This window comes from Tenacibaculum sp. M1.3A, from assembly GCF_057732375.1.
The window spans coordinates 56,418-80,002 of sequence record NZ_JBYJEF010000008.1 but is presented as its reverse complement, the minus strand read 5'-3'; the positions used below and the strand labels follow the sequence as shown (position 1 = coordinate 80,002).

At 31.1% G+C, this 23,585-nt stretch carries 26 protein-coding genes; 21 read left to right on the top strand and 5 right to left on the bottom strand.

Going from position 1 to position 23,585, the window contains the following annotated elements; translation table 11 throughout:
• Window positions 1-3: 3 nt before the first annotated feature.
• The 15 genes from AC28QF_RS12120 to AC28QF_RS12050 all read left to right on the top strand — a co-directional run bounded on the left by AC28QF_RS12120 (window position 4) and on the right by AC28QF_RS12050 (window position 13,771).
• Window positions 4-429: an MgtC/SapB family protein gene (locus AC28QF_RS12120; protein ID WP_488202059.1), complete on the top strand. Its 426-nt coding sequence runs from the start codon at window positions 4-6 to the stop codon at window positions 427-429.
• Window positions 422-2,413 carry a heavy metal translocating P-type ATPase gene (locus tag AC28QF_RS12115; RefSeq protein WP_488202060.1) on the top strand — a complete coding sequence of 664 codons (1,992 nt, stop codon included), beginning with the start codon at window positions 422-424 and terminating at the stop codon, window positions 2,411-2,413. Before AC28QF_RS12120 ends, AC28QF_RS12115 begins: the two co-directional genes overlap by 8 nt.
• A gap of 119 nt (window positions 2,414-2,532) precedes the next feature.
• Window positions 2,533-2,892 carry a SpoIIAA family protein gene (locus AC28QF_RS12110; protein ID WP_488202061.1) on the top strand — a complete coding sequence of 120 codons (360 nt, stop codon included), beginning with the start codon at window positions 2,533-2,535 and terminating at the stop codon, window positions 2,890-2,892.
• 25 nt (window positions 2,893-2,917) lie between these two features.
• Window positions 2,918-3,184 carry a hypothetical protein gene (locus AC28QF_RS12105; protein ID WP_248400097.1) on the top strand — a complete coding sequence of 89 codons (267 nt, stop codon included), beginning with the start codon at window positions 2,918-2,920 and terminating at the stop codon, window positions 3,182-3,184.
• Between the two features lie 170 nt (window positions 3,185-3,354).
• Complete coding sequence (locus tag AC28QF_RS12100) at window positions 3,355-3,903, top strand: hypothetical protein (RefSeq protein WP_248400095.1); 549 nt, start codon at window positions 3,355-3,357, stop codon at window positions 3,901-3,903.
• A gap of 45 nt (window positions 3,904-3,948) precedes the next feature.
• The gene (locus tag AC28QF_RS12095; RefSeq protein ID WP_488202062.1) at window positions 3,949-5,901 is read left to right on the top strand and encodes a heavy metal translocating P-type ATPase; all 1,953 of its coding nucleotides are present in this window, start codon (window positions 3,949-3,951) and stop codon (window positions 5,899-5,901) included.
• A gap of 89 nt (window positions 5,902-5,990) precedes the next feature.
• A complete protein-coding gene (locus AC28QF_RS12090) occupies window positions 5,991-6,836 on the top strand; it encodes an RteC domain-containing protein (protein ID WP_215968337.1) in 846 nt (281 codons plus the stop codon).
• 319 nt (window positions 6,837-7,155) lie between these two features.
• On the top strand, window positions 7,156-7,434 hold the full coding sequence (locus tag AC28QF_RS12085) for a helix-turn-helix domain-containing protein (RefSeq protein WP_068704635.1): 279 nt from the start codon (window positions 7,156-7,158) through the stop codon (window positions 7,432-7,434).
• A gap of 33 nt (window positions 7,435-7,467) precedes the next feature.
• Window positions 7,468-8,133: a hypothetical protein gene (locus tag AC28QF_RS12080; protein WP_068704637.1), complete on the top strand. Its 666-nt coding sequence runs from the start codon at window positions 7,468-7,470 to the stop codon at window positions 8,131-8,133.
• A 48-nt stretch (window positions 8,134-8,181) separates the two neighbouring features.
• Window positions 8,182-8,844, top strand: a complete 663-nt coding sequence (locus AC28QF_RS12075; protein ID WP_068704639.1) for a P-loop NTPase family protein — start codon at window positions 8,182-8,184, stop codon at window positions 8,842-8,844.
• Window positions 8,845-8,964: 120 nt separating this feature from the next.
• Window positions 8,965-9,870, top strand: coding sequence for a sce7726 family protein (locus tag AC28QF_RS12070; RefSeq protein ID WP_488202063.1), 906 nt, complete (start codon window positions 8,965-8,967; stop codon window positions 9,868-9,870).
• Window positions 9,831-10,766: a sce7725 family protein gene (locus AC28QF_RS12065; protein WP_068704643.1), complete on the top strand. Its 936-nt coding sequence runs from the start codon at window positions 9,831-9,833 to the stop codon at window positions 10,764-10,766. Before AC28QF_RS12070 ends, AC28QF_RS12065 begins: the two co-directional genes overlap by 40 nt.
• Before the next feature lie 2 nt (window positions 10,767-10,768).
• Window positions 10,769-11,809, top strand: a complete 1,041-nt coding sequence (locus tag AC28QF_RS12060) for an RES family NAD+ phosphorylase (RefSeq protein WP_242176711.1) — start codon at window positions 10,769-10,771, stop codon at window positions 11,807-11,809.
• 1,168 nt (window positions 11,810-12,977) lie between these two features.
• The gene (locus AC28QF_RS12055) at window positions 12,978-13,382 is read left to right on the top strand and encodes a DUF6943 family protein (protein WP_068704647.1); all 405 of its coding nucleotides are present in this window, start codon (window positions 12,978-12,980) and stop codon (window positions 13,380-13,382) included.
• An 11-nt stretch (window positions 13,383-13,393) separates the two neighbouring features.
• Window positions 13,394-13,771, top strand: coding sequence for a DUF2493 domain-containing protein (locus AC28QF_RS12050; protein ID WP_068704649.1), 378 nt, complete (start codon window positions 13,394-13,396; stop codon window positions 13,769-13,771).
• Between the two features lie 26 nt (window positions 13,772-13,797).
• Here the strand turns inward: AC28QF_RS12050 and AC28QF_RS12045 are convergent, their stop codons facing one another.
• From AC28QF_RS12045 to AC28QF_RS12030, 4 genes are read right to left on the bottom strand one after another with little or no spacing between them, the layout of a single operon-like run.
• Entirely contained in the window at window positions 13,798-13,986 is a 189-nt protein-coding gene (locus AC28QF_RS12045; protein ID WP_068704837.1) for a hypothetical protein, read from the bottom strand.
• Between the two features lie 4 nt (window positions 13,987-13,990).
• Window positions 13,991-14,209 carry a hypothetical protein gene (locus tag AC28QF_RS12040; protein ID WP_068704652.1) on the bottom strand — a complete coding sequence of 73 codons (219 nt, stop codon included), beginning with the start codon at window positions 14,207-14,209 and terminating at the stop codon, window positions 13,991-13,993.
• A complete protein-coding gene (locus AC28QF_RS12035) occupies window positions 14,187-14,609 on the bottom strand; it encodes a DUF5675 family protein (RefSeq protein ID WP_068704654.1) in 423 nt (140 codons plus the stop codon). Before AC28QF_RS12035 ends, AC28QF_RS12040 begins: the two co-directional genes overlap by 23 nt.
• A 2-nt stretch (window positions 14,610-14,611) precedes the next feature.
• Window positions 14,612-15,367 (bottom strand): hypothetical protein, encoded by a 756-nt coding sequence (locus tag AC28QF_RS12030; RefSeq protein WP_068704656.1) that lies wholly within the window; start codon window positions 15,365-15,367, stop codon window positions 14,612-14,614.
• A gap of 223 nt (window positions 15,368-15,590) precedes the next feature.
• Here AC28QF_RS12030 and AC28QF_RS12025 point away from each other — a divergent pair, with 223 nt between their 5' ends.
• The 6 genes from AC28QF_RS12025 to AC28QF_RS12000 all read left to right on the top strand — a co-directional run bounded on the left by AC28QF_RS12025 (window position 15,591) and on the right by AC28QF_RS12000 (window position 21,715).
• The gene (locus AC28QF_RS12025; protein WP_068704658.1) at window positions 15,591-15,785 is read left to right on the top strand and encodes a hypothetical protein; all 195 of its coding nucleotides are present in this window, start codon (window positions 15,591-15,593) and stop codon (window positions 15,783-15,785) included.
• Window positions 15,786-16,350: 565 nt separating this feature from the next.
• On the top strand, window positions 16,351-18,771 hold the full coding sequence (locus tag AC28QF_RS12020) for a TonB-dependent receptor (RefSeq protein WP_488202064.1): 2,421 nt from the start codon (window positions 16,351-16,353) through the stop codon (window positions 18,769-18,771).
• A 32-nt stretch (window positions 18,772-18,803) separates the two neighbouring features.
• Window positions 18,804-20,075 (top strand): DUF4374 domain-containing protein, encoded by a 1,272-nt coding sequence (locus AC28QF_RS12015; RefSeq protein WP_488202065.1) that lies wholly within the window; start codon window positions 18,804-18,806, stop codon window positions 20,073-20,075.
• Window positions 20,076-20,187: 112 nt separating this feature from the next.
• Window positions 20,188-20,799 (top strand): DUF4230 domain-containing protein, encoded by a 612-nt coding sequence (locus AC28QF_RS12010; protein ID WP_488202066.1) that lies wholly within the window; start codon window positions 20,188-20,190, stop codon window positions 20,797-20,799.
• Window positions 20,799-21,164, top strand: coding sequence for an MmcQ/YjbR family DNA-binding protein (locus AC28QF_RS12005; RefSeq protein ID WP_488202067.1), 366 nt, complete (start codon window positions 20,799-20,801; stop codon window positions 21,162-21,164). The genes AC28QF_RS12010 and AC28QF_RS12005 overlap by 1 nt, the downstream gene beginning before the upstream one ends.
• A 2-nt stretch (window positions 21,165-21,166) precedes the next feature.
• A complete protein-coding gene (locus AC28QF_RS12000; RefSeq protein WP_488202068.1) occupies window positions 21,167-21,715 on the top strand; it encodes a 5-formyltetrahydrofolate cyclo-ligase in 549 nt (182 codons plus the stop codon).
• A 49-nt stretch (window positions 21,716-21,764) separates the two neighbouring features.
• Here the strand turns inward: AC28QF_RS12000 and rho are convergent, their stop codons facing one another.
• Window positions 21,765-23,468 carry a transcription termination factor Rho gene (gene rho, locus AC28QF_RS11995; protein WP_488202069.1) on the bottom strand — a complete coding sequence of 568 codons (1,704 nt, stop codon included), beginning with the start codon at window positions 23,466-23,468 and terminating at the stop codon, window positions 21,765-21,767.
• Window positions 23,469-23,585: the final 117 nt, after the last annotated feature.

Below are 23,585 nucleotides of genomic sequence, written 5' to 3'. Positions count from 1 at the left end.
ACGATGGGTTTTCAAATTGAAATGACACTCATACCAAGATTACTTGTTGCCCTTGTACTTGGCGTTTTGATAGGGCTCGATAGAGAAATTGACGGAAATGCGGCTGGAATTAGAACGTATGCAGCCGTTTGCCTTGGGGCGACCTTAATAACAATTATCAATTCTCACATTGATGTAACAGACCAGACCCGTATTGTCGCCAATATTGTTTCAGGGGTTGGATTTTTAGGAGCAGGAATCATTTTTCGGGATTCAACAAAAAATCTAATTTCTGGTTTGACTACTGTAGCTACAGTTTGGGCAACTGCAGCAATAGGCATTGCAGTGGGTTACGGTATGTATTTAATTGCCGTTACGAGTACGTTACTTGTAATTGGCTTATTGATATTGAATCATTTACCAATTTTAAAAAATAAAAAAAATGAGTAAAAACGAAACACAACATAAAGATGACAGCAATCACGATCATGGTGGAATTTTCGGAAAGAACACCGAATTGTACTTTGCAATTTTAAGTGGCGTATTCTTCTTTGCCGGACTTATTATTGAATTGGCTTTTAAACTGCCAGAAATTGCCTTATACAGCTATATGGCAACCTATTTCTTTGGTGGTTATTACACAACTCTCGAAGCTATTGCAAAAGTTAGAAAAGGTGAATTTGAAATAGATTTTTTAATGATAGTTGCTGCTGCCGGAGCTGCTTACATTGGCAGTTGGGAAGAGGGTGCTTTATTGTTGTTTCTATTTAGTATAGGCCATGCCATGGAAAAATATGCTATGAACAAAGCAAAAAAATCTATTGAAGCACTGGGCAGTCTATCCCCAAAAACAGCGTTGGTAAAAAAAGGCAATAAAGTAGAAGAAGTTCCGGTAGAAGAGTTGCAGATTAATGATATTATTGTTATAAAACCAAACTCAAAAATTTCTGCCGATGGAGTTATTGTAAAAGGGAATAGCAGCATTAACCAAGCCTCAATAACCGGAGAAAGTATGCCTGTAGATAAATTTGCAGTTGCCAATGGTAACAACTTACCGGAATTTAATAAAATCAACAAACTAAATGTAGTTTATACAGGAACCATAAATGGCGATAACGCATTAGAAGTCAAAGTCTTAAAATTAAGCAAAGATTCTACCATTTCCCGATTGGTGAAAATGGTGAGCGAAGTTGAAACACAAAAATCACCTACACAGTTATTAACCAAGAAATTTGAGAAATGGTTTGTGCCGTGCGTAATAATTTTAGTAGCGATATTGTGGTTTTCTTATTTAGTTACAGGTGAAGATGCTACAGCAAGCATTTACAGAGCCATAAGTGTATTGGTTGCTGCAAGTCCATGTGCCTTGGCAATTTCTACACCAAGTGCAGTTTTAAGCGGAATTTCGAGAGCTGCAAAAGGAGGCGTTCTAATAAAAGGAGGACGACCACTGGAAGATTTAGGAAGTCTTACTACCATAGCTTTTGATAAAACAGGAACACTTACAGAAGGTAAGCCTAAACTAACAAATGCCCTTCCGCTAAACGGATTTGATAAGAATGTGTTTTTAGAATTGGTATTGGATGTAGAGAGTTTAAGCAATCATCCGTTGGCAAAAGCCATTTCAAAAGATGTAAAATCGCAATACAATATTGAGGAAAAAAACCAAGCTTCCAACATGAATGCTATTCAAGGAAAAGGAATTCGAGCCACCTATAATGGGGAAACAGTAGTTATTGGCAATGCAAAACTTATGATGGATGAAAACATTGCTGTTAGCAAATCTATTACGTCTCAAATGAATGGACTACTACAAAATGGGCATACTGTCATGTTGGTTGCCTTTAAAAATGAATTGATTGGGTTATTAAGTGTAATGGATGTACCAAGAGAAGCAGCAATAACAACCTTAAAACGCTTAAAAGAAATTGGTATTAAGAAAATGATAATGTTAACAGGCGACCATCAAAACGTAGGGGATTCCATTGCCAAACAAATTGGGCTTACCGAGGCAAAAGGAAACCTCTTACCTGAAGACAAAGTATCAGCCATTCAACAATTAAGGGAACAATATTCAAAAATTGCAATGGTTGGCGATGGTGTAAACGATGCGCCCGCCATGGCAAATAGTACCGTAGGAATTGCAATGGGTGCTGCTGGAAGTGACGTGGCCCTGGAAACGGCAGATGTAGCTTTAATGTCAGATAAAATAGAAAACCTACCTTTTGTAATAGGGTTAAGCAGAAAATCGAAGCAGATAATTAGGCAAAACCTATGGATAAGTTTAGGTATTGTAGGGGTTTTAATTCCGTCAACTCTTATCGGTTGGGCAAGTATAGGAGTGGCAGTTGCCATACACGAAGGTTCAACCCTTGTCGTTGTAATTAATGCTTTACGATTATTGAGATATGAAGATAACAAGGTGATTAAATAGTCAGTATTTGGCAACCATACTTTGCTTGTCGTTTTTTTAATGAAGAAATGGTTTATCAAATATTCAAATGTGTAGAAAATGCACTTCCATTGCATGGTCAATTAAATTAACTTTAAAAGATGTTACAAATAACAGACATAAAACACGAGAATGTGATTGCCACCATTGCAAGCGGAAAATTACAACAGCAGGACATTGAAAAAGTACACCCAATAATCCATGCCATTCTTGATAAAGGCTTAAAAATACGGTGGTATTTTGAGGTGAACAATTTTGAAGGATGGAACATAAAAGGTTTGTGGGAAGATTTTAAAATGGATGTTGCCCATGAAAGGGACTATGAGAGAATTGCCATGGTAGGAGAAAAAAAGTGGCAAGAATGGGCAACACAGTTTATGAAACCTTTTACAAATGCTGAAATAAGGTATTTCAATATAGACCAAAAGGAAGACGCTAAAAAATGGATTGAAAGCCAGTAAAGTTTATAACCGTAAAAGACAGGCGATGAATAAAAAAAACATTCTTATTACCATTTTAATTGGGTTTGCAGTAGGTGTTTTTATCCTTCAACCTTTTGGGGTAACAATTTTCACGTTTAGCAGACAGAATTATGAAATTAATTGGTGGCAATATTTAATAAACAATGTCATTGAAATTTTGAATATCAATGGAAATCAAATTTTTGAGAACACGCTGTTTGGTTTATTAGGTGCAAGTGTTGCGCTGATTTATTATTTCGGTAAAAGAAAAAAGGATATAGATAACAAGTAGCGGTAAATCGTTACAGGAAAGAGCGAAATTTTTTATTTAAAATATATTAAGTGAAAACTTAATTAATAGCAGGCAGCTTTTATGATGCTTTTTTAAGGCAAAATGATTAATAGCATTAAAAGCAAAAGTAGAAGCTGCTTTTTTTAATTATACAAGTAAAGATGGGAATTATGAATATTAAACATTGTTTTTTAATAATCTTGTTGGTTAGTTATTATAAGGTAAACGCCCAAAAAGTTTATACAACTGAAGAAGGTCATATTATGATGATGACTTTGGTTGATGATAAACCCATCAAGGCAGAAAGCCATAAATTGGCACTATATCTTGATTATGATTCCAAAGTCGTAAACGGCGTCCTTGACCTCAAATCTTTATCAACAAATAGTTCTAAAATCAATGCCATTTTACAAGAACAGGAAGACCCATTAATGCTTCGGTTTACTGGTACAATTCCATCACAGGATTTTTTGTCAAAACGGCACGACCCTATCAAATTTAATTGGCTAATAGTTATTACTTATCAAGGGAAATCTTTTAAATCACAATTTAAAGCAACCATTACCCATATAGAACAAGGATTAAGTATGTCCTGCCTGATAAGCGCATCTGGACAATTATTGGTTTCAAATACGGGGTTGGATTCCTTAATAGAGGGTATCGATGATACCATAGAGGTGCAATTTGCACAATTAGTGTTAAAATTGGATAAACAATAATATTTAGCATCAAAGCTTTTAAAAGCAAAACACAATAGCTTAATCATGAAAAAAAAGAAAGTTAATTTAAGAGATTTAAAACCAAGTTCGGAAAAAGAGCATAACCACGATGATGGACACAATCACAGTGCTTCATCATATAACTTCAAGGTCTATATTCCCGCCATTATAAGTTTTGCAATGCTTATTATTGGTATAATACTGGATTATTTTGATATGCCTTTTTTTAAAGATGGGATACGAATTATTTGGTATGGTGCCGCTTATTTACCTGTTGGACTTCCAGTAATCAAAGAAGGATGGGAAAGCATTAAAAAAGGCGACTTTTTTACAGAGTTCTTTTTAATGTCCATCGCTACCATTGGTGCATTTGTAATTGGCCAATATCCCGAAGGTGTTGCAGTAATGCTATTTTATGCAGTAGGCGAATTATTTCAAAGTGCTGCTGTAAATCGTGCAAAAGGAAATATAAAAGCATTATTAGATGTTAGACCTAAAGAAGCCAATGTATTTCGTGAGGGAGATTATAAAAGTGTTTCGCCTGAAGTTGTCAATATTGGAGAGAAAATTCAAATTCGTGTAGGTGAAAAAATTCCATTGGATGGCATTTTATTATCCGAAAAAGCATCTTTAAATACAGCTGCGTTAACAGGAGAAAGCAAACCAGATTCCATTCAAAAAGAAGCAAAGGTTTACGCGGGTAGTATTAATTTGGAAAGCGTTATTGAAGTTGAGGTAACCAATAAGTTTGAAGACAGTTCTATTGCGAGAATATTAGACTTGGTTCAAAATGCAACAGCACGTAAATCTAAAACAGAATTATTCATCAGACAGTTTGCTCGTATCTACACACCAATTGTAGTGTTTTTAGCTATTGGTGTTACTTTTATACCTTACTTTTTTGTAGATGATTATATATTTAGAGATTGGTTATACAGAGCATTAATATTCTTGGTAATATCTTGTCCTTGTGCGTTAGTGATTTCAATTCCATTAGGATATTTCGGTGGATTGGGAGCAGCTTCAAAAAATGGAATATTATTTAAAGGTGCTTCATTTTTAGATGCAATGACCAAGATAAATACTTTGGTAATGGACAAAACAGGAACCGTAACTAAAGGTGTTTTTAAAATCAAAGAAGTAAAAGCAATTGATTGGAAAGAAACCGAATTTATGCAATATTTAATGGCGATGGAAGAACAATCCACGCATCCAATTGCTAAAGCAATTTTAGAGTATAAATCAGAAGGAGAAGATTTTGAAGCTCAAGACGTTTCTGAAATTGCAGGTAAAGGATTAAAAGGAATTGTAAATGGTAAAACAGTTTTAGTAGGAAATAAAGCCTTAATGACTGCGAATAATATAAATGTTCCAACGGAAACGGAATCTATTGTAGAATCGATAGTATTAGTTGCAATCGATAATCAATTTGCAGGTTATGTAGTCATAGCAGATGAATTAAAGGAAGATGCAAAAGAAACAATTACAGCATTACACAAAGTAGGCATTAAAAATATTATGATGCTTTCTGGTGATAAAGATTCCATTACTCAACAAGTCGCTAAAGAACTAAATATTGAAAATGCTAAAGGTGGTTTATTACCAGAAGATAAGTTAAACGAAGTTGAAATTTTAAAAAAGAATCCTGAAAATAAAGTAGCATTTATAGGGGATGGTATAAACGATGCGCCTGTTTTAGCAGCAAGTAACGTTGGAATTGCAATGGGTGGTTTGGGTAGTGATGTAGCTATTGAAACAGCAGACGTTATCATTCAAACCGACCAACCTTCAAAAGTAGTTAGAGCCATTAAAATAAGTCGTTCCACACGAAAAATCGTTTGGCAAAATATTATTTTGGCATTTGGTGTCAAAGTAATTGTACTGATTTTAGGAGCAGGTGGTTTAGCGACGATGTGGGAAGCAGTATTTGCAGATGTAGGCGTAGCATTATTAGCAATATTAAATGCTGTTAGATTACAACGAATGCAATGGCGTTAAATAATTAAAGTCATTGTATTTATTTTAATTTTTTTAAAGTAAAGTATTTTTAAACAAACCAGATTTATTGTCCTCATAACTACTGTAAGTTGAAAAAAATTGAAAGAATAGTAAAAAAATTAGATTCTAATTTAGATTTTTTAGAAAAAGAAATTGAAGGCGTTTTAGAGAAGTCTGAAGAGGGTATTAAGGTAACTCAAAGAGCTCTTGAACAAATAAGAGAACTTTTGTTAAAACGAAAATCAGCATCAACTTCTGATGAAATCTATTTTTTCAAAAATATTAAGCCTCAAGTTTTTAGTAAATTAATTTATTATGTGAAATTATTTAGTATTGAAAGTAAAAGACCAAGAAGTAGTAACAAATCTCAAGTAAAGTATTTTAACAAACATATAGATAGGTTGCAAAATTATTTTAATGATAATTTAGAGTTTTATCATTATTATAGACGAGGTGCTACTTTTTTGGATAACGAATATTTTATAAGAGGAAAAGCTAATATTCGTTTATTTCCAGATTCTCTTTCTTTTTTCGCAGATGATAAATTTTCTACAAGCCACGATTCTACTGTAGCCACAATTCTTGCTTATGATATGCTAATAATTTATTTAAAAACTGAAATTGATAAACTTGAAAATAACAATGGTATGGAAGCAAATTATAACGCTTTTCAAAAGCAATCAAAATTATTTTGGACAGGTAATAAAACAGATTTAATAGAACTCATTTATGCACTTCATAGTTCTGGAGTAATAAATAGTGGAACAGCAGATATTAAAGAGGTAGCCTTAATTTGCGAACAAATGTTTAACGTTAGTTTGGGCGATTATTACAGAACTTTTTTAGAAATCCGTTCACGCAAAATAAATCAAACAAAATTCATTGATAAACTAAAAGAGTCTTTAGTAGATAAAATGCTAGAATCTGATGAATAAACACCCAACTTGGGTGTTTTAAAGAGCAAATAATTATCATAGTATTTGCTCTTTTTTATTGCCTATGTTTTACAAGTAAAACATTAAAACAAATCAATGTAACTCATTAAATATGAGCGTATAAAAACACCCAAGTTGGGTGTAACTTGTGAAAAACACTCAATAATTCACTTCATATTTGCTAAACGAAAGTCAAATCACAGATTCACGAATACCTATTTGAAAAAAACATTCTAACTCGTGAATTAAATCAATTTAATAGCTGCCATTGATAACGAAAGTTTGATGTGGTAGCTGTTTTTAACTTAAATCGTTTACTATGGCAGCAACAATTATTACAACCGAAGATCTTCACGAATTCAAATTAGAATTATTAGAAGGTATTAAAACAATCATCAATAACAAAACAGGTTTAGCCACTAAAAAATGGTTAAAATCACCAGAAGTTCGCGACCTGTTAAGTATTTCACCAGGTACATTACAAAACTTACGAATTAACGGAACGTTACCATACACTAAAGTTGGTGGTGTTATTTATTACGATTATGATGATATTCAAAAAGTAATGCAAGACAATAGAATACACAACAAGTTTTAATGCCACTTTAAGTGCAGCTAAAACACCTATTCTATGCAAAAAGTTAATTATATAAAACACCTAAAAGGTGTATTTATTCAATTCTCTAAAGACAACCGTTTAAATCCAACACATATAAGTTTATATATAGCATTATTCCAAATCTGGAATAACAATCGGTTTTTAGACGAATTTTATATCAATCGAGAAGAAGTAATGAGCTTTTCAAAGATAGGCTCTAAATCAACATATCATAAATGTATTAAAGAGCTAAATCATTGGAAATATATTATTTACTATCCATCACACAATCCATTTAAGGGAAGTAAAATTAAGATGTTCAATTTTGAGACAAGTTATAAACAAGTTATGGACTCATACAATCCTATAAACGGACAAGCACTGGTATCTAATAATAAACATATACAAACTAATAAAAACATTAATAAACTTGACCAGCCAAAAAATGAAAATGATGTTATTACTTTTTTTAAAAATGAAAAATGGCCAATAATTGAAGCTCAAAAATTTTTTAATCATTATCAAGGTATTGGTTGGAAAGTAGGTGGAAAAACAAAAATTGTCAATTGGCAAGCTACTGCTAAAAATTGGATGCTAAAAGCTGAAGAAATAAAAACAAAAATAAATCAAAAAGCAGTTAGCCAAAATCAAGACAACCTAAAGACAAGTAAAAACAAAAACTACAATGAGCCTTTATAACGCTTTGCGTCATACGGCGCTTATTTCAGTAACTCACTATCTAAAACTATGAATAAGATACAACCACATATTATAAAAGAAGGAGGTGTTCAATACCAATTAGGAGAATTTAATAACAATAATATTTCATACGATTTCAAAAAAATATTAATTTATCTTGATGCAAAAGGAAAGCTGCTCTTTGGTAAAAACTTTAAAATCTATGAAGAAGATGAGGTTATTTTATATAAACTATGTGTCTATTTTATAAGTGATTTTGAGGCTTGCAAAAAATTAGAAATAGATCCAAACAAAGGGATATTATTATCGGGACCTGTAGGCTGTGGTAAAACAAGTTTAATGAAATTATTAAGGTTTATGGTACCACATCAAAAACCGTATGAACTAATTCCTGCTAGAAATATCACATTCGCATTTAATAATATTGGTTACAAAACTATTGAAGAATATGGTAATAGTAGTTTTTATTGTTTTGATGATTTAGGTGTTGAATCAACTGGTCGTCATTTTGGTAAAGATTGTAATGTAATGGGAGAAATTCTTTTATCTCGTTACGATTTATTCCTAAAAAGAAAAATAAGAACACACGCTACAACCAACCTAAATGCACAAGAATTAGAAGAAAGATATGGTAATCGTGTACGTTCTCGAATGCGACAAATGTTTAACTTAATAAGTTTCGATTCAAGCAGTAAAGACAAACGAGGTTAAAATTTTAATAGCTTTTAAATATTGAAAACAATAATAAGTAAATAGACGTGTTTTAAATCTATAACAGAAAAAGTCGTTAATTATACGACTTCTTAATGAAATTTGTAAATTTGTTGAATAATGGACAAAACTAGCGACATAACCCAAATAAGAAGTTTAGCTCAAATATTTTCTGCCTCTAATTTTAAAAAAATAGTAAGAGAAGATAATTATTTTGATACATTTTACCGTATAAACAGATATGCTAAAATTAATGAGAATACTACTAATCTTGAGGTGCTAAATCAAATTTACAAATCATTATTAAAGGTTTATAAAAATGAATATGTCTATAAAAACGTACTAATTAACAAGCTTTTAATTAAAAAATATAGTCTTAAAAATACCATTGCTTTAAATGAATTTAAAGTAGGTAATTCTATTGCAGATTTTGTGCTTTTAAATGGTGAAGCTCGTATTTATGAAATAAAAACAGAGCTTGATGGTTTAGAGAAATTAGATAAACAAATATCAGATTATGAAAAATTTGCTGATAAAATTTACATTGTAACAAGCTCTAAACACATTCCTAATTTATTGACAAAATATTACAATTCTAATATTGGTATTATTGAATTAACTAATAGAAATGCACTTAAAACTTTAAAAGAAGCAAAAGTAAATCAATCAGTTTTTAACCACGAAACATTATTTAAAACATTAAGAAAAGACGAATATTTAAGTATAATTAAATCATATTTTAATGCTGTGCCAAATGTGCCTAATACACAAATATTCAGAGAATGTCTTAAGTTGTCAAAAAATATTGATATTTTAGAATTTCAAAAATTAGTAATTCAAAAATTAAAATTTAGAAATATTTCTAACCCAGAAAGTTTTAAAGAAAGACAAATTCCAGAAGCATTAAAACATATATGTTATTCTTTAAACTTTTCTGATAATGAATACCAACAGTTAGATAATTTTTTATCCCAAAAAAGCAAAGTATGTATTTCCCATATGTTAGAGGTAAACAATTTGAATTAATCGCATTAAGAGATTTATGCTCTATATTTTCAGATGATATATTAAAAACTTCACCAGTAATAGAACCAGTTAAAAGTACATCAACTTTTAAATCAACATTAAAAGAATTAGCTTCTAAAAATGTTAATTTTAATATTATTATAAACCCTAGAGTTGGCGATTTAAAAGGAAAACATCAAGAAATTATTGATGTAGTTTCAGAAAGTTTACAAGGCTATGAGAACTTCCAATTAGCTGTTATTTTGGATGATAAGTCCGAAAGAAATATCCAAACATTTATTGATTTTATAGGTGCTCTGAATTTTAATTTTAATGGTGTTACCTTAATTCACAATTCTGAAGTTTCCGGTAATAATATAGAATTACTTACTACAAATCTTAATATCGTTTATAACTTAATTTACTTCTCTAAAACAAGTAGAAGATATTATAGAGAGTTTGCTCAAAACACGCGAGTATCACTAGATGATTATTTTAAGGAAATGCCTAAAAATGCTGATTATCTTGATTTAGAAAGCAGCTTTTCTGAAGAATACAAATATTATCAAGAAGATGGTTTTGTTGGTTTTGGCGATTTTCTTACTATAGGTGATAATTATTCCGATTCAGGATTTTTACCTAGAGCTGTAGCAATACATTTATCTTATATAGATGGTAATGATAGAATAAGAGTAAAACATTTTGTGTCTGACTCTAATGGTGATGTATCAGATATTGGTGGTAAATTTTCTGAAGCCATACATAAGTTAGTTACTTGGTGCAACCAACAAGACATACAAACAAATGCAGTAAATACTTTTCGAGATTTGCACCAAAGAGGTCATTTCCCTGGTCTTGGCACTTTAAAAAAGTTGTCAATTATGAATCACATCGAATTAGTAATTAAAAACATTTAGTTATGAATTGTTGTGTAAACTGTTTTACTAGTGATTATATCATTAGTATAATAAATGCTGATGATAGAGTTGGTAACTGTAATTTTTGTAAATCAACAAATGTATCTATTTATACACCTAGAGAGTTAATTCCTTTTTTTAGAAATTTCTTGTCCTTATACGCTGTTGATGCTAGCTCTAACCAAGATATAGCTCAATCTTTAAAAAAAGATTTTAACCTTACAACAGATATAGTTGAAGATTCCAAAGAACTATTTAAAGCAATTTTTATAGATGAAATGGAAGATATTACCGAATTATTTAATAGTAACGTATCTTCTGAAATTAAGATAGAATTACTCTCTGAAACAAATCAAATTCACGGTATTTGGGAAGATTTTAAAGAAGAAATAAAATATACAAATCGTTACCACATTCAAAATACAATAGATTTAAAAAAACTAGCCAATTTTTTTGAGCACGAAAGTTTTTATAAAGAAATTAAAAAAGGAAGAATATTTTACCGTTGTCGTATTTCAGACAAGAAAGGTTTTGCGCCAGATAAAATGGGTAATCCACCAAAAGAAGTTACTACTGGAGGTAGAGCAAACCCTAAAGGTATTTCTTATTTATATGTTGCAGATACACTTAAAACATCTTTATATGAAACAAGAGCTTCACTCTTTGATTATGTAACTGTTGGCGAATTTCAGTTAAAAGAAGATTTAAAAATTTTAAATTTAAGGAATCCAAAAGATGATCCAATTCCTTGGTCAGAAAATGAAGCAATTGAAGATTTTTTAATTTATGTTCCTTTTATTCAAACATTACAAAAAGAAATTTCATTACCAATTCGTAAGTTAGATAAACAATTAGATTATATTCCTACTCAATATATTTCAGAGTTCATTAAATCATTAGGTTTTGATGGTGTAGAATATCAAAGTTCCTTATATTCTGAAGGATATAATTTGGCAATTTTTAATCCTGAAAAATTAAATTGTAAAACAACACAAGTTTATGAAATTGAAGGTATTGATTTGCATCATAAAGCAGCTATATAATTTCCCCACAAACTAAAACCTAGTTTTTTCGTTCCTCAAAATCCTCTGTCTTTTAGTTTGTTCCCCTCGCCATTCCTTTATAGCGTTTAAATTGCCTCACTTATGCAGCACATTACAGCTTGTTTCATTCGTGCCTCATTACACAACTGCAAAGAGCTGCACAATGCCAAAAGCTAATAATTTAAACGCTATCCCAAGCTATATTTACATAACGTGCAGTTATACTGCTCTTCCGTGAAAAACTCCAGGCACTATAACGCCATTATGTAAAATAGCCACACATCCGACGCGCATCCAGTAATTAATAATAACAAGTAGATAATTTAATAACATTCCGTCTTTTTTACATTGTTTTTATAAGTGCCTACTGGTAAATTTAAGTGAATATTTTTAAAATCATTAAAATTTCAGTTTATAAAAGAAATTGTAAAGCACCTATAAAATCAAAAAAAAGCCAATAAGAGTATAACTTTTTATTTGAAAAAATCAGGATAGTTGGTTTCACTAAAAGTAAATGCTATTAACAATCAAATAAACTTATATATTTCAATAATCTAACTCATAAGTAATATTTTCAAAACATTCACTTTTAACAAAACCAATCAAAAAAACAGTACAATCAAATAAAAAGCAATACACTTATTCTCGCTGCTGCCGGCGCACTAGGTATTTTAACTTTATTATAATTCCTTACCTCATTCAACTGCACAAAACCATCGTTAAGTCCAAGTATTCCTTATCTCAAGTCTTTGTTTGTTTCATTTCTTTAAGTAATCAAAAAAAATCCAGATAAAATCTATCATTTTAGATATAATAAAGGATAAAAAGAAAAACAAAAAAAAGACAGCAAAACAAATGGTTCTCTTAATGTTGCAATACTTTCAGCATCTGTTTCCCTCAAGAAAAAATGTATTTGTATAAAATTTTATCTTTTAAAAGCCTCCGCTTTTAGCCTATAAAGGTCAAGCCCTTCGGGTTTTGAAAAAAATCTCCACCACTAACAGTTTAATACTTAAAATTCAACATTCAGTAGTTGGTAGTATTTTTTTCAAAAACCTTGATAGTCTATCCTCCCCATTTAGAAACAGCTTTCTTTTTGTTGTTTTTCTTTCCAAAATTTTATGGGCAAAAAAACAGCAAAAGAACCTGAACCTAAAAATGGATACTTATGCAAATTTTTGAAATCAAAACCCACAAAATTGGACGAACTTACTCAAACCCACATTTTTTTATTTTGAATAAAGGATTAAATTCTGGAAAGCCATTAGACAAACCTTGTCCAAACTGCTTTGTAATTTCCACAACTTCTACAACAAATAGAGAGTCTTTGTATTATCTGTGTTTATCCTTAAAAGTTGGTCAATACTTTGGGTGCTATTTAAAAGGCTCTGTCATTCCATTTATTGGTATTTCAGACGTAAAAAAAGTAATCACTACTGCACTGCAGAACTATGAAGAACAACAATGGCAATTGAAAGTTGAAAAACTCAAAAAAATAACTGCTTTCGAAGAAAACTTACAACAACAATTGTTAACTATTTCAAAACTAAAAATAGCCTTACTAAGATCTTAACAAATTAAACTATGAAAATAATTATAGCTGGGAGCAGAAACTTCACCAACTACCAAAAATTAAAACACGAATGTGATAAATTTCTGGACAAACAAAAAAATATCGAAATTATTTCTGGAGCTCATTACAAAGGTGCTGACAAATTAGGAGAGAAATACGCGTCTGAAAAAAACATCAACATTATAAAATTTCCGGCTGATTGGATAAAATATGGTAAAGCTGCTGGACCAAAAAGAAATAAACAAATGGCAATATATGCAGACGCATTAATTGCTTTTTGGGATGGAAAAAGTAAAGGAACAAAAAACATAATTCAACTTGCTAAACAAAGACAATTAAAAACTAGAATAATTCTCTTTGAAAACGAAATTCTAAATATCAATCAATAAAAACAAAAGAATACCCAGTACTAAAACTAGGTATTCTTTTTTTGCTTTCTAAAAAACAACCACTTTAATAATGTAGAAACAGAAAAACTAACAATTGCTCCAATAACAGCCATAATAACAGTAAAAAGTATATCGTCTAAACTAATAGTAAAAACTGTAGAGAGTAATGTTCCCCCAACAACACCTGACTTTATTTGAATATCGTTCTGAAACATATTTTTAGTCATCCTTTTTTTCATTAGAAACTACAGCTTGACTAACAGCAGTTGCAACAGTTCCTGCAACTGTCATATAAGTAGCAATTGTTATTATTGTTGCAGGAATACTTATTGGAGCTGCAATAATTGCACCTCCTGCAGTGGCTAAGGCTATACCAATGTTTCTTAACACTCGAAAGAATTTCGGTGTTGGTTTTTTATAACGTTCTATAATTTTCATAATTCTGTGATTTAATGATTAATACAATTTTTTCTTTTCGGTCTTTAGCTTGATACACTAATGACAATAATTTCTGCATAGCATTTCTGGAATATACACCTCTACCAATACCATTTAAATAGGTTACAGGAGCAATACAGCCCTCTAAATCTCTTTTAACATCATTTGCAGGATGAAATAAAATAAAGCTTCTACCTTTCACATTTTTCAAAATCAAATGATATTGAAATCGTTTTGAAAATCTTGGTAGAATTTCATATTGCCCTTCTGGTATACAAGAGATATTTCTTTTGTTATTTCTCCAGGGCAATTCAATGGTATGACAAAGGAATTTATCAGAATTAAAGAGAGTACCATTAGTACCCTCTTTAAAATATGCTCTTTGAAGTATTAACTCCATTGTTAAGGTTTATCAATAATCGTTACAGATAATGCGTTATAAGTACCATTTTTCAAAGAATACATTTGTCCATTTACCTCTTGGTAGAACTCTACTCCTAAAACCTGTACTACTGGTAATGTAGAATTAGCAGTTATAGAAGCTGTTAATGCAATTGCAGCTGTATCTGCAACTGTGTAAGGTAAAATTGCAGTTTCATCATTTTCAAAAGTTGAGGTTTCATTTACGAAATCTAATTCTGATGCTCCCATTACAATTTTAAAATGTGTCGTTCCTGCAGGAGCTGCAATTCTAACTGTTGGTGAAAAAGCAGCTAAATTTAAAGTTGTATCTCCAGAAACTCTATCAAAAGCTTTAACAAACGGAGCAAACAGAGTTGCTCCTAACTTTCCTTTCAAATTAAATTCAAACGCTTCTAAAAGGTTTAAATTACCATCCTGTAAAGTTCTCTGTCCTCTTTCATTAACAATATCGGTTTTAGTAACGGCTACTAAAATTTTTGTTAAACGAGAAACCACTCTTTTGTCTTTTGCATTTTGTAAAAGCACACGAATCGCATTTCGCAATACTTTTCCACCTTTACCTGCTCTACCAAATTCAGAACCATTTTCTCGCGTTCTTTGAAACGCTGGGTCATTTTGAATTCTACTTTTGTCTACACCACCTTTTTCACGAGCAAGATGTCCATCGCTTGTTTTGTAAAAAGAAATACCTCCGATAGTTCCTTTTAGCTTAATAATTCCAGTTTGTTTTGCCATAATTTTTACTTTTTTTTGTGATTAACATTTCAAATCACGTAACTTTATGGCAGTCAATAAAAAAACGAAATCCGTTTTTGGATGTTCGTTCCGATAACTCCAAAAACGTCATTAAAATATTGATAACACGAAAGTGTTCACAACATTTTAACAACGCATTATCAACATCATCATAAAAATATTAAGTCTGTTTTAAGTATTGATAAAGTATAGATAGAGTATTATGAATCAGAAAAGAGCTTGTATATACCCAAAAGACATTCAGCGCATCACAGGGCGTAGTGAACGTTATGGACGCAAGTTATTAAATGATATCAAGAACTTTTTAGACAAAGAACCTCATCAATTTGTTACTATCAATGATTTTTCAGAATATTCTGGAATAGAAATTGAAATCATTAATCTGTATATTAATTAGTTATAAAATCACTTCCATAAATCATAAAATTTGCGTAAATTTATGTTGCTTTGTATGTATAAGGTTTTTATATTTTTACCTCTTTTGTATAAAGCAATTCAAAACGAAAGTTCATATCATTAAAGTTACCTATTCGGTTACCTCAAAAAGGAAACAACTTGTAACTAATTGATAATTAAAGACATTAGAGTGGTAGTTACAATCCTGCCACCCCGACTAAAAGACTTAAGATTTTTCTTAAGTCTTTTTTGTTTTATAAAAACTACCCTGCTTAAACAAATTAATCTACGTTATTTTATAAATTAAGGATGTTTTCTGCCTTAAAAAAGAATAATTATTTTGTTTTTATAGCTATTCTAAAAACTCACCTCATTTTTCAGTAGATAAATAATAAGCCTTCCTCGCTATTTCATTTAGCTATCCTTCTGTTTTAAAACACATTATTTTTTTTCACACCTATAAACTAGTTATTTCAAAATAAATTAAAAATATTTAATTTTTAATCAATCTAAATAAAAACAATAATTATATTTGCCTTGCTATTTAAATCTAATCTAAATAAATTTTGAGAGCTATATATCTATTATCAATATCCCTACTAATAAGTTTTAACTGTTACAGTAAAACACCAAAAGAGACTTCGTTAAAAAGCTTATCTGGTAAAATAGTCTATAAAAATGGTACACCGGCTGAACTAGCTTTGGTTTATATTAAACAAATAAGTAAAAGCACCTATACAGATGAGAACGGAAATTTTATTTTCTCTGATATTCCTGATGGAAAATACACTGTTTTTATTAAAGCCTACGAAACAAATGGAATTACAGTAAAGGTAGATTTAACTAAAAAATCAGATCATTTAACTATTGTTTTAGAAAACAACGAAAGCACCACGTTAGATAATGTTACTATAACTAGTAAGTCTAAAGGGAAAATTATTAAAGAAAAAGGATTTTCGGTTGCTATAGCGAATACTCAAAAGTTAGCTATTCAAAACCTACAATCAACCGAAATTTTAGGCAGAACAGCAGGCGTTAAAATAAGACAAAGTGGAGGACTTGGTTCTCACACACATTTTAATCTTAATGGTTTAAGCGGCAATTCTGTTCGGGTTTTTATTGATGGAGTTCCGATTCGAAATTACGGTGAGTCATTTTCTTTGTCAAGTATTCCTCCCGCAATGATAGAACGCATTGAAACCTACAAAGGTGTTTTACCTGCCGAGTTAACAGAAGATGCTTTGGGTGGCGGCATTAACATTATTCTTAAAAAAAGTATTGGCACGCATCTTAGTGCATCATATTCATATGGATCTTTTAATACACATCAAGTTAATATTGATGGTGGTTATAGAAACCCTATAACAAACTTTATTATAGATATTTCAACTTTTTTGAATAGTACAGACAACAATTATGAGGTTTGGGGCGATAATGTTTATGTTATAAACCCAAATACGGGGAAAATAAAATACGTGAGAGCAGAACGTTTTCATGACAAATATAAATCTAAAGGAATAAAAACAAATATTGGTTATAACTCAATAAAATGGGCAGATGAAATTACCTTAGGTTTTATAATCTCTGACATGGAAAATGATATACAAACAGGCCCTGTTATGGATATTGTATATGGTAATAGAAAAAGCAAACGTACTAGTAAGATGCTATCTTTTAAATACCGAAAGAAGGATATCGTAATCGATGGTTTATCTCTTAACACCTTTACCTCTTTTTCCCATACAAACCGTACTGTAATTGACACCGTTCCTTATATGTATAGTTGGCTAGGAAAAATCATAAGAGATAATAATGGCGATCCTGTTAATTGGCAAAGTAATGGCGGAGAAGCAGGTGATGCTACATTAGCTGAAAACAAAGAAATTAATATAGCCAATAGAACAGGGCTTTACTACCAACTACATCCTCAGCATAAAATAGGGTTACATTACTTTTATAACAGATTTACAAGAGATATTGACGATCCACTACGCCCACAAGCAGAAAGAGATTTAACAGATACAAGATATCTTACCAAGCAGATAATTAGCTACTCTTATGAAAGTAATTTTTTTACAAAAAAGCTAAAAACAAACCTCTTCTATAAACAGTACAAACAAGATGTAAAACTATCTGACCCTAAAAAGGTAGGACAAGAAATTGTTGCTACTACTTATAAAAAAGACATTAGTCATAATGGTTACGGAGCAGCTATTTCGTTTGCTATAACCCCTAAAATAACCCTATTAACTTCTGCTGAAAAAGCATTGCGAATGCCTGGTATTTCCGAATTACTAGGAAACACTAGTGATAACATCCAACCAACTTATACTCTTTTGCCAGAAACAAGTACGAATTTTAATCTAGGGTTTCTTTTAGGAACTTATACTGCAAAAAAACATCATTTTAATATTGAAACTAATTTCTTTATAAGAGATATAAAAAACCTAATTACAAGAGGAATTAGCGGAAGTATTTCAGATACCTATGGCTTTGAAAATTTGGGTAAAGTAAAAAGTACTGGTTATGATATTGAGTTAAAATACAACTATAACAATCGCTTATTTATAACTTCTAATTTTTCTAATTTTAATGCCCGCTATAACTTAAGGTATGATGAGTTTGGATCAGAATATATTTATTATAAAGACCGATTAAGAAACGCTCCATATTTAACAGCAAATACTTATGTAGAATACAAATTCAATGATTTTATAAAGAAAAACTCAAAACTATCTATTAATTACAATTTCGGATATACACATCAATTCTATAGAAACTGGGAAAGCTTAGCTAGCAAAGGAAAAGCTTACATACCAACACAAACACTTCATGATTTAGGTATTTCATACACAGCTCCTAACAACAAAACATCCTTAAGTTTTAATGCTAAAAACATCACCGACAAGCAAGTTTTTGATAACTGGGCTATGCAAAAACCAGGCAGGTCTTTTTATTTAAAACTTACGTATAGACCAATATTTTAATCAAATTTTAAATCTAAATATAAATTACAATTATGAAAACAAATTTAATATCAATAAGCAAATCATTGCTATTAACAGCTGCCTTTGCAAGTACCTTGCTTATAAGTTGCGAATCAAATGACACTATCGAGGATAAAACACCTACAGGTACTCAAGAATTTTACAATGTAGCTTTTGGAGTAGGATCTACGGGTAATTCTGCTACTTTCGTTCAGGCTTTTCCTGAATTAAAAGAGGGCTCTATTTCTTTTAAAGGTAAAGGTTTTGAGGTGCCTTCGGTACGTACGGCAAGAATTTACGGAACTCCTTCTGGAAAATTTTTATACAACCTTAGTTATGGTGGTGGTATACTTTATAAATATGAAATAAACGGAGCATCAAATTACACTCAGCTAGAAGAAACAAGTGTTCAAGTAGCAATGGGAACCGCTTACCCTAGATGGAAAGTTCTTAACGAAAATGACGCTTTAGTACACGCCATTAATACCGAAAAAATATATAAAGATGACGTATACACACATACAGATGCGAAAGCAGTTTTACAGAGAATTGAACTTGCAGATTTGTCTTTAGCTGAAAAAGAAGAGGTAGCAATACCACAAACAGCAGATGGTTTACATATTTGGAGAATTGACAATCCAACAATTCAAAACGGAAAAGCTTATTATGGTGTAGCCAAAAGAGGTTACGATCCAAATACTAATGAAAATATTAGAACAGATGAATATAAAGCTACTACCTTAGTTGTAGATTATCCTTCTTTAAAAAACCCTGTATTACTAGAATCTGAAGTTGCTAAAGGATCTACTTATGGCTACAGAGCTCCTGTATATCATGTAGATGAAAAAGGAGATATTTATCATTTAACTTCTAACCCTGCAAAATTAGTTCGTATTAAAAACGGAAACTATGATAACACATATCAATTAGACCTATCTACTGCATTAGGAATGACACAAGTTGGTGCTAACGGATGGTATTATGTTGGTAACGGTATTGCTTATGCACCCTATTATGATGCTTCAGTAGGAAGTGGTAGTAATAAAACTACACCTTGGGGAGTTACAAGAATTGATTTATATAACAATACTGCTGTAAAACTAAATGTCCCTAGCAACTTATGGATGTGGTATTATCAATCTGGTGTCTTAGGTAAAGATGGTAAATTTCATATGGCTATCGCTCCTCTTGGTGAAAAAGGGAACATATATAGTTTCGATCCTAAAAGTACTTCACCAGATGGTTATACAAAAGGTGCCGAACTTGATAATGGAGCAGATTCATTTTATATAGGTATCTATTAATTAAAAACTTTTTCATTCCCTAACAAAAGGCTTAAGAAAAATCTTAAGCCTTTTTACTTTCATTCATAAAATCATTTTTATTCTCTACCATATTTTACGTAAATTCGTATTTATGGAATTACTTTTTTTAGGCTTAATAGGCGGAGCAATTGGCGCTTATTTTATTTTTCAAAAATTCTCATCAGTAACTAAAAAAAGTTTAACTGAGAAGCAATCGGTTATCTTACTTGATAAAATTAAAAAAGTATCTAAGTTAATCACTATCGAAGGAGAGTTTGCTGAAATTTACCATCATGAAAACTCTAAAGAAAAGTTTTTAGGTTTATTTACTAGTAAGAAAAAAGCTATTATTTTAATTAATGCGAAAGTGCATATTGGTTTTGATTTTAGAAAAATTAAGATGCATACCGATACCAAGAAAAAAATATTAATCTTATCAGAATTTCCGGAGCCAGAAGTTTTTTCGGTTGAACCTAACCTGCGTTTTTACGACATTCAAAACGGATTATTAAACAAGTTTAGTTCAGATGATTTAACAACAGTAAACAAAGAAGCTAAAGAGCATATTTTACAAAAAATACCAGAAAGCAACTTAATGCAAACCGCAAACAAAGAAGCCTTAGAAGCTATCTCTTTAATGCAAAATCTTGTAGAAACAATTGGATGGAAACTAGATTTCTCTACGCTAGAAATACCTGAATCATCTAAAAAAATATCAAAATAATGCATATTGAACAGCTTCGAGATTATTGCATTACTAAAAAAGGGGTTACAGAACATTTTCCTTTTGATGAGGTTACACTCGTTTTTAAAGTAATGAATAAAATGTTTGCTTTAACTGGGTTGGATAGTTGGGAGAAAGGAGAAACTAAAATGAATTTAAAGTGTGATCCTGATAAATCTTTAGAACTTCGAGGTGAATATGAAAGTATAAACCCTGGTTGGCATATGAATAAAAAACATTGGAATACGGTTACTTTAAATAACGATGTTTCTGACGATTTTGCTTTTCAGTTAATCGATCATTCTTATGATTTAATTGTAAAAGGCTTAACAAAAAAACTGCAAGAAGAACTAAAATCGATGTAAAAATGCTAAAATCAAATCTCAGAAAATTATACAAACAAAAGAGAAAACAGTTAACCCAGGATGAAAAAAAAAGATTTCAAGAAAGCTTATATCAGCAAATTTTCGATTTAGATTTTAACGACATCAATAATGTTCATTTGTTTTTATCGATGCGGAAGTTCAATGAAATAGACACACAACCGATTATTGATTTCTTCAGGAAAAAGGATAAAAAAATTATTGTGAGTCAATGTAATTTTACTGACGATTCACTTTCTCATTTTTACCTAAAAGAAGACACTAAAATTGCTGTAAATAAATTTGGCGTTCCTGAACCTATAAATGCAGAAGAAGTTGCGGTAACAAAAATCGACTTAGTATTTGTGCCTATGTTAATTTCTGATAAACAAAACTACCGAGTTGGCTACGGAAAAGGATTTTATGATCGATTTCTAGCCGCTTGCAGAAAAGATACTAAAACGATTGGTATTAATTTTTTCCCTCCAATACAAAAAATAGAAGATACTCATAAATTTGACGTTCCTTTACATCAAATTATTGTTCCTAAATAGAAAAATCCCGCTTTGCAGCCGGATTCTTTATAAATTATATTTCAGTGAACTATCCGTTCATAGAAATTAAAAACTCTTCATTATTTTTAGAAACTCTAATTCTGTCATTAATAAATGTCATTGCTTCAACAGGATTCATATCTGCTAAGTATTTACGCAACACCCACATACGTTGTACTGTTTTCTCGTCTAATAATAAATCATCTCGACGTGTACTTGATTTAATTAAATCAATAGCCGGATAAATTCTACGATTAGAAATATTACGATCTAACTGTAATTCCATATTACCTGTACCTTTAAATTCTTCGAAGATAACCTCATCCATTTTCGAACCAGTTTCAGTAAGAGCTGTAGCTATAATTGTTAACGAACCTCCGTTTTCAATATTACGAGCCGCCCCAAAGAAACGTTTTGGTTTGTGCAATGCATTTGCATCAATACCACCAGATAATATTTTACCTGAAGCTGGTGCAACAGTGTTATAAGCTCTTGCTAAACGCGTAATTGAATCTAATAAAATTACCACATCGTGTCCACATTCTACCAAACGTTTTGCTTTTTCTAAAACGATATTTGCAACACGAACATGCTTATCTGCAGGTTCATCAAAAGTAGATGCAACTACCTCTCCACGCACATTACGCTTCATGTCGGTAACCTCTTCTGGTCTTTCATCAATTAATAAAACAATTTGATATACTTCAGGATGATTTGCTGCAATCGCATTGGCAACATCCTTTAATAACATTGTTTTACCCGTTTTTGGCTGTGATACAATCATACCACGCTGCCCTTTACCTATTGGAGAAAATATATCAATAATTCTTGTAGATAATGAACTTCCTCTTTCTGCTAAGTTGAATTTCTCTTCAGAAAATAACGGCGTTAAGTGTTCAAAAGATACACGATCACGAACGATATTAGGATTTAATCCATTTATTTTCGATACTCTAATTAAAGGAAAATACTTTTCACCTTCTTTTGGCGGACGTACATTACCTAAAACAGTATCTCCGGTTTTTAATCCGAATAATTTTATTTGTGATTGTGAAACATAAATATCATCAGGTGATGATAAGTAGTTATAGTCAGATGAGCGTAAGAATCCATAACCATCTGGCATCATTTCTAACACACCTTCACTTTCTATAATTCCATCAAACTCAAAATCAGGATCTCTATACTTATTACCACTTTTATTATGTGATTTTTTAGCATTCTGATTTTTATGTTGTGGTTTCTTACCTGCCTCTACCTGTGCTCTTGGCCTTGGTGTAGGTGTGGCTTGTTTTTTTGATTCTGTTTGTTTTTTTGGAGCTACTTGTTGCTCTGAGTTTGCCGCTTTTTTCTTTGCTTCTACCTCTGCTCTTGGCCTTGGCCTAGGTCTTGGGGTTGGCTTTTTAGCCTCAACAACTTCTTTTTCTTCTGATACTTGCTCTTTTGCGTCTTCCTTTACCTCTTCAGTTTTATTAACAACCGAAGTTTCTTTCTTTTCGGCTTTAACGGCTACCTTTTTAACAACTTTTTCTTTTGGTTGTTTTTCGGTTTCTTCAGACTTTTCTATTCTTCTTCTTTTAGGTTTTTCCTCCACAGGCTTAGCTTCATTCGCACTAGTTTCTGCTTGTGCGTCTAAAATTTTATAAACTAAATCTAATTTTTTTAACTGACTTACTTTTGTTAAACCTATGGTTTTAGCTATCGCCTGTAAATCTATTAGCTTTTTAGTTTTCAATTCCGAAATCTCGAACATTCGTAAAATAATTAAGTTATATATAATCCTTTAAGAAAAAAGGATGTATTTGTATTTAAGTTCTATTTGATTGTAATTATATAGGGGCTATATAATTATGTGTATTTGCAGTTGCTT

Excerpts from the sequence above, each read along its gene's own strand:
- AC28QF_RS12110 (WP_488202061.1), top strand. The coding sequence starts at position 2,533 with ATGTTACAAATAACAGACATAAAACACGAGAATGTGATTGCCACCATT.
- AC28QF_RS12095 (WP_488202062.1), top strand. The coding sequence starts at position 3,949 with ATGAAAAAAAAGAAAGTTAATTTAAGAGATTTAAAACCAAGTTCGGAA.
- AC28QF_RS12080 (WP_068704637.1), top strand. The coding sequence starts at position 7,468 with ATGCAAAAAGTTAATTATATAAAACACCTAAAAGGTGTATTTATTCAA.
- AC28QF_RS12000 (WP_488202068.1), top strand. The coding sequence starts at position 21,167 with ATGCTAAAATCAAATCTCAGAAAATTATACAAACAAAAGAGAAAACAG.
- AC28QF_RS12070 (WP_488202063.1), top strand. The coding sequence starts at position 8,965 with ATGGACAAAACTAGCGACATAACCCAAATAAGAAGTTTAGCTCAAATA.
- AC28QF_RS12120 (WP_488202059.1), top strand. The coding sequence starts at position 4 with ATGGGTTTTCAAATTGAAATGACACTCATACCAAGATTACTTGTTGCC.
- AC28QF_RS12035 (WP_068704654.1), bottom strand. The coding sequence starts at position 14,609 with ATGGAGTTAATACTTCAAAGAGCATATTTTAAAGAGGGTACTAATGGT.
- AC28QF_RS12105 (WP_248400097.1), top strand. The coding sequence starts at position 2,918 with ATGAATAAAAAAAACATTCTTATTACCATTTTAATTGGGTTTGCAGTA.
- AC28QF_RS12050 (WP_068704649.1), top strand. The coding sequence starts at position 13,394 with ATGAAAATAATTATAGCTGGGAGCAGAAACTTCACCAACTACCAAAAA.
- AC28QF_RS12065 (WP_068704643.1), top strand. The coding sequence starts at position 9,831 with ATGTATTTCCCATATGTTAGAGGTAAACAATTTGAATTAATCGCATTA.
- AC28QF_RS12085 (WP_068704635.1), top strand. The coding sequence starts at position 7,156 with ATGGCAGCAACAATTATTACAACCGAAGATCTTCACGAATTCAAATTA.
- AC28QF_RS12060 (WP_242176711.1), top strand. The coding sequence starts at position 10,769 with ATGAATTGTTGTGTAAACTGTTTTACTAGTGATTATATCATTAGTATA.
- AC28QF_RS12100 (WP_248400095.1), top strand. The coding sequence starts at position 3,355 with ATGAATATTAAACATTGTTTTTTAATAATCTTGTTGGTTAGTTATTAT.
- AC28QF_RS12030 (WP_068704656.1), bottom strand. The coding sequence starts at position 15,367 with ATGGCAAAACAAACTGGAATTATTAAGCTAAAAGGAACTATCGGAGGT.
- AC28QF_RS12075 (WP_068704639.1), top strand. The coding sequence starts at position 8,182 with ATGAATAAGATACAACCACATATTATAAAAGAAGGAGGTGTTCAATAC.
- AC28QF_RS12010 (WP_488202066.1), top strand. The coding sequence starts at position 20,188 with ATGGAATTACTTTTTTTAGGCTTAATAGGCGGAGCAATTGGCGCTTAT.
- AC28QF_RS12015 (WP_488202065.1), top strand. The coding sequence starts at position 18,804 with ATGAAAACAAATTTAATATCAATAAGCAAATCATTGCTATTAACAGCT.
- AC28QF_RS12055 (WP_068704647.1), top strand. The coding sequence starts at position 12,978 with ATGCAAATTTTTGAAATCAAAACCCACAAAATTGGACGAACTTACTCA.
- AC28QF_RS12045 (WP_068704837.1), bottom strand. The coding sequence starts at position 13,986 with ATGTTTCAGAACGATATTCAAATAAAGTCAGGTGTTGTTGGGGGAACA.
- AC28QF_RS12005 (WP_488202067.1), top strand. The coding sequence starts at position 20,799 with ATGCATATTGAACAGCTTCGAGATTATTGCATTACTAAAAAAGGGGTT.
- AC28QF_RS12025 (WP_068704658.1), top strand. The coding sequence starts at position 15,591 with ATGAATCAGAAAAGAGCTTGTATATACCCAAAAGACATTCAGCGCATC.
- rho (WP_488202069.1), bottom strand. The coding sequence starts at position 23,468 with ATGTTCGAGATTTCGGAATTGAAAACTAAAAAGCTAATAGATTTACAG.
- AC28QF_RS12115 (WP_488202060.1), top strand. The coding sequence starts at position 422 with ATGAGTAAAAACGAAACACAACATAAAGATGACAGCAATCACGATCAT.
- AC28QF_RS12040 (WP_068704652.1), bottom strand. The coding sequence starts at position 14,209 with ATGAAAATTATAGAACGTTATAAAAAACCAACACCGAAATTCTTTCGA.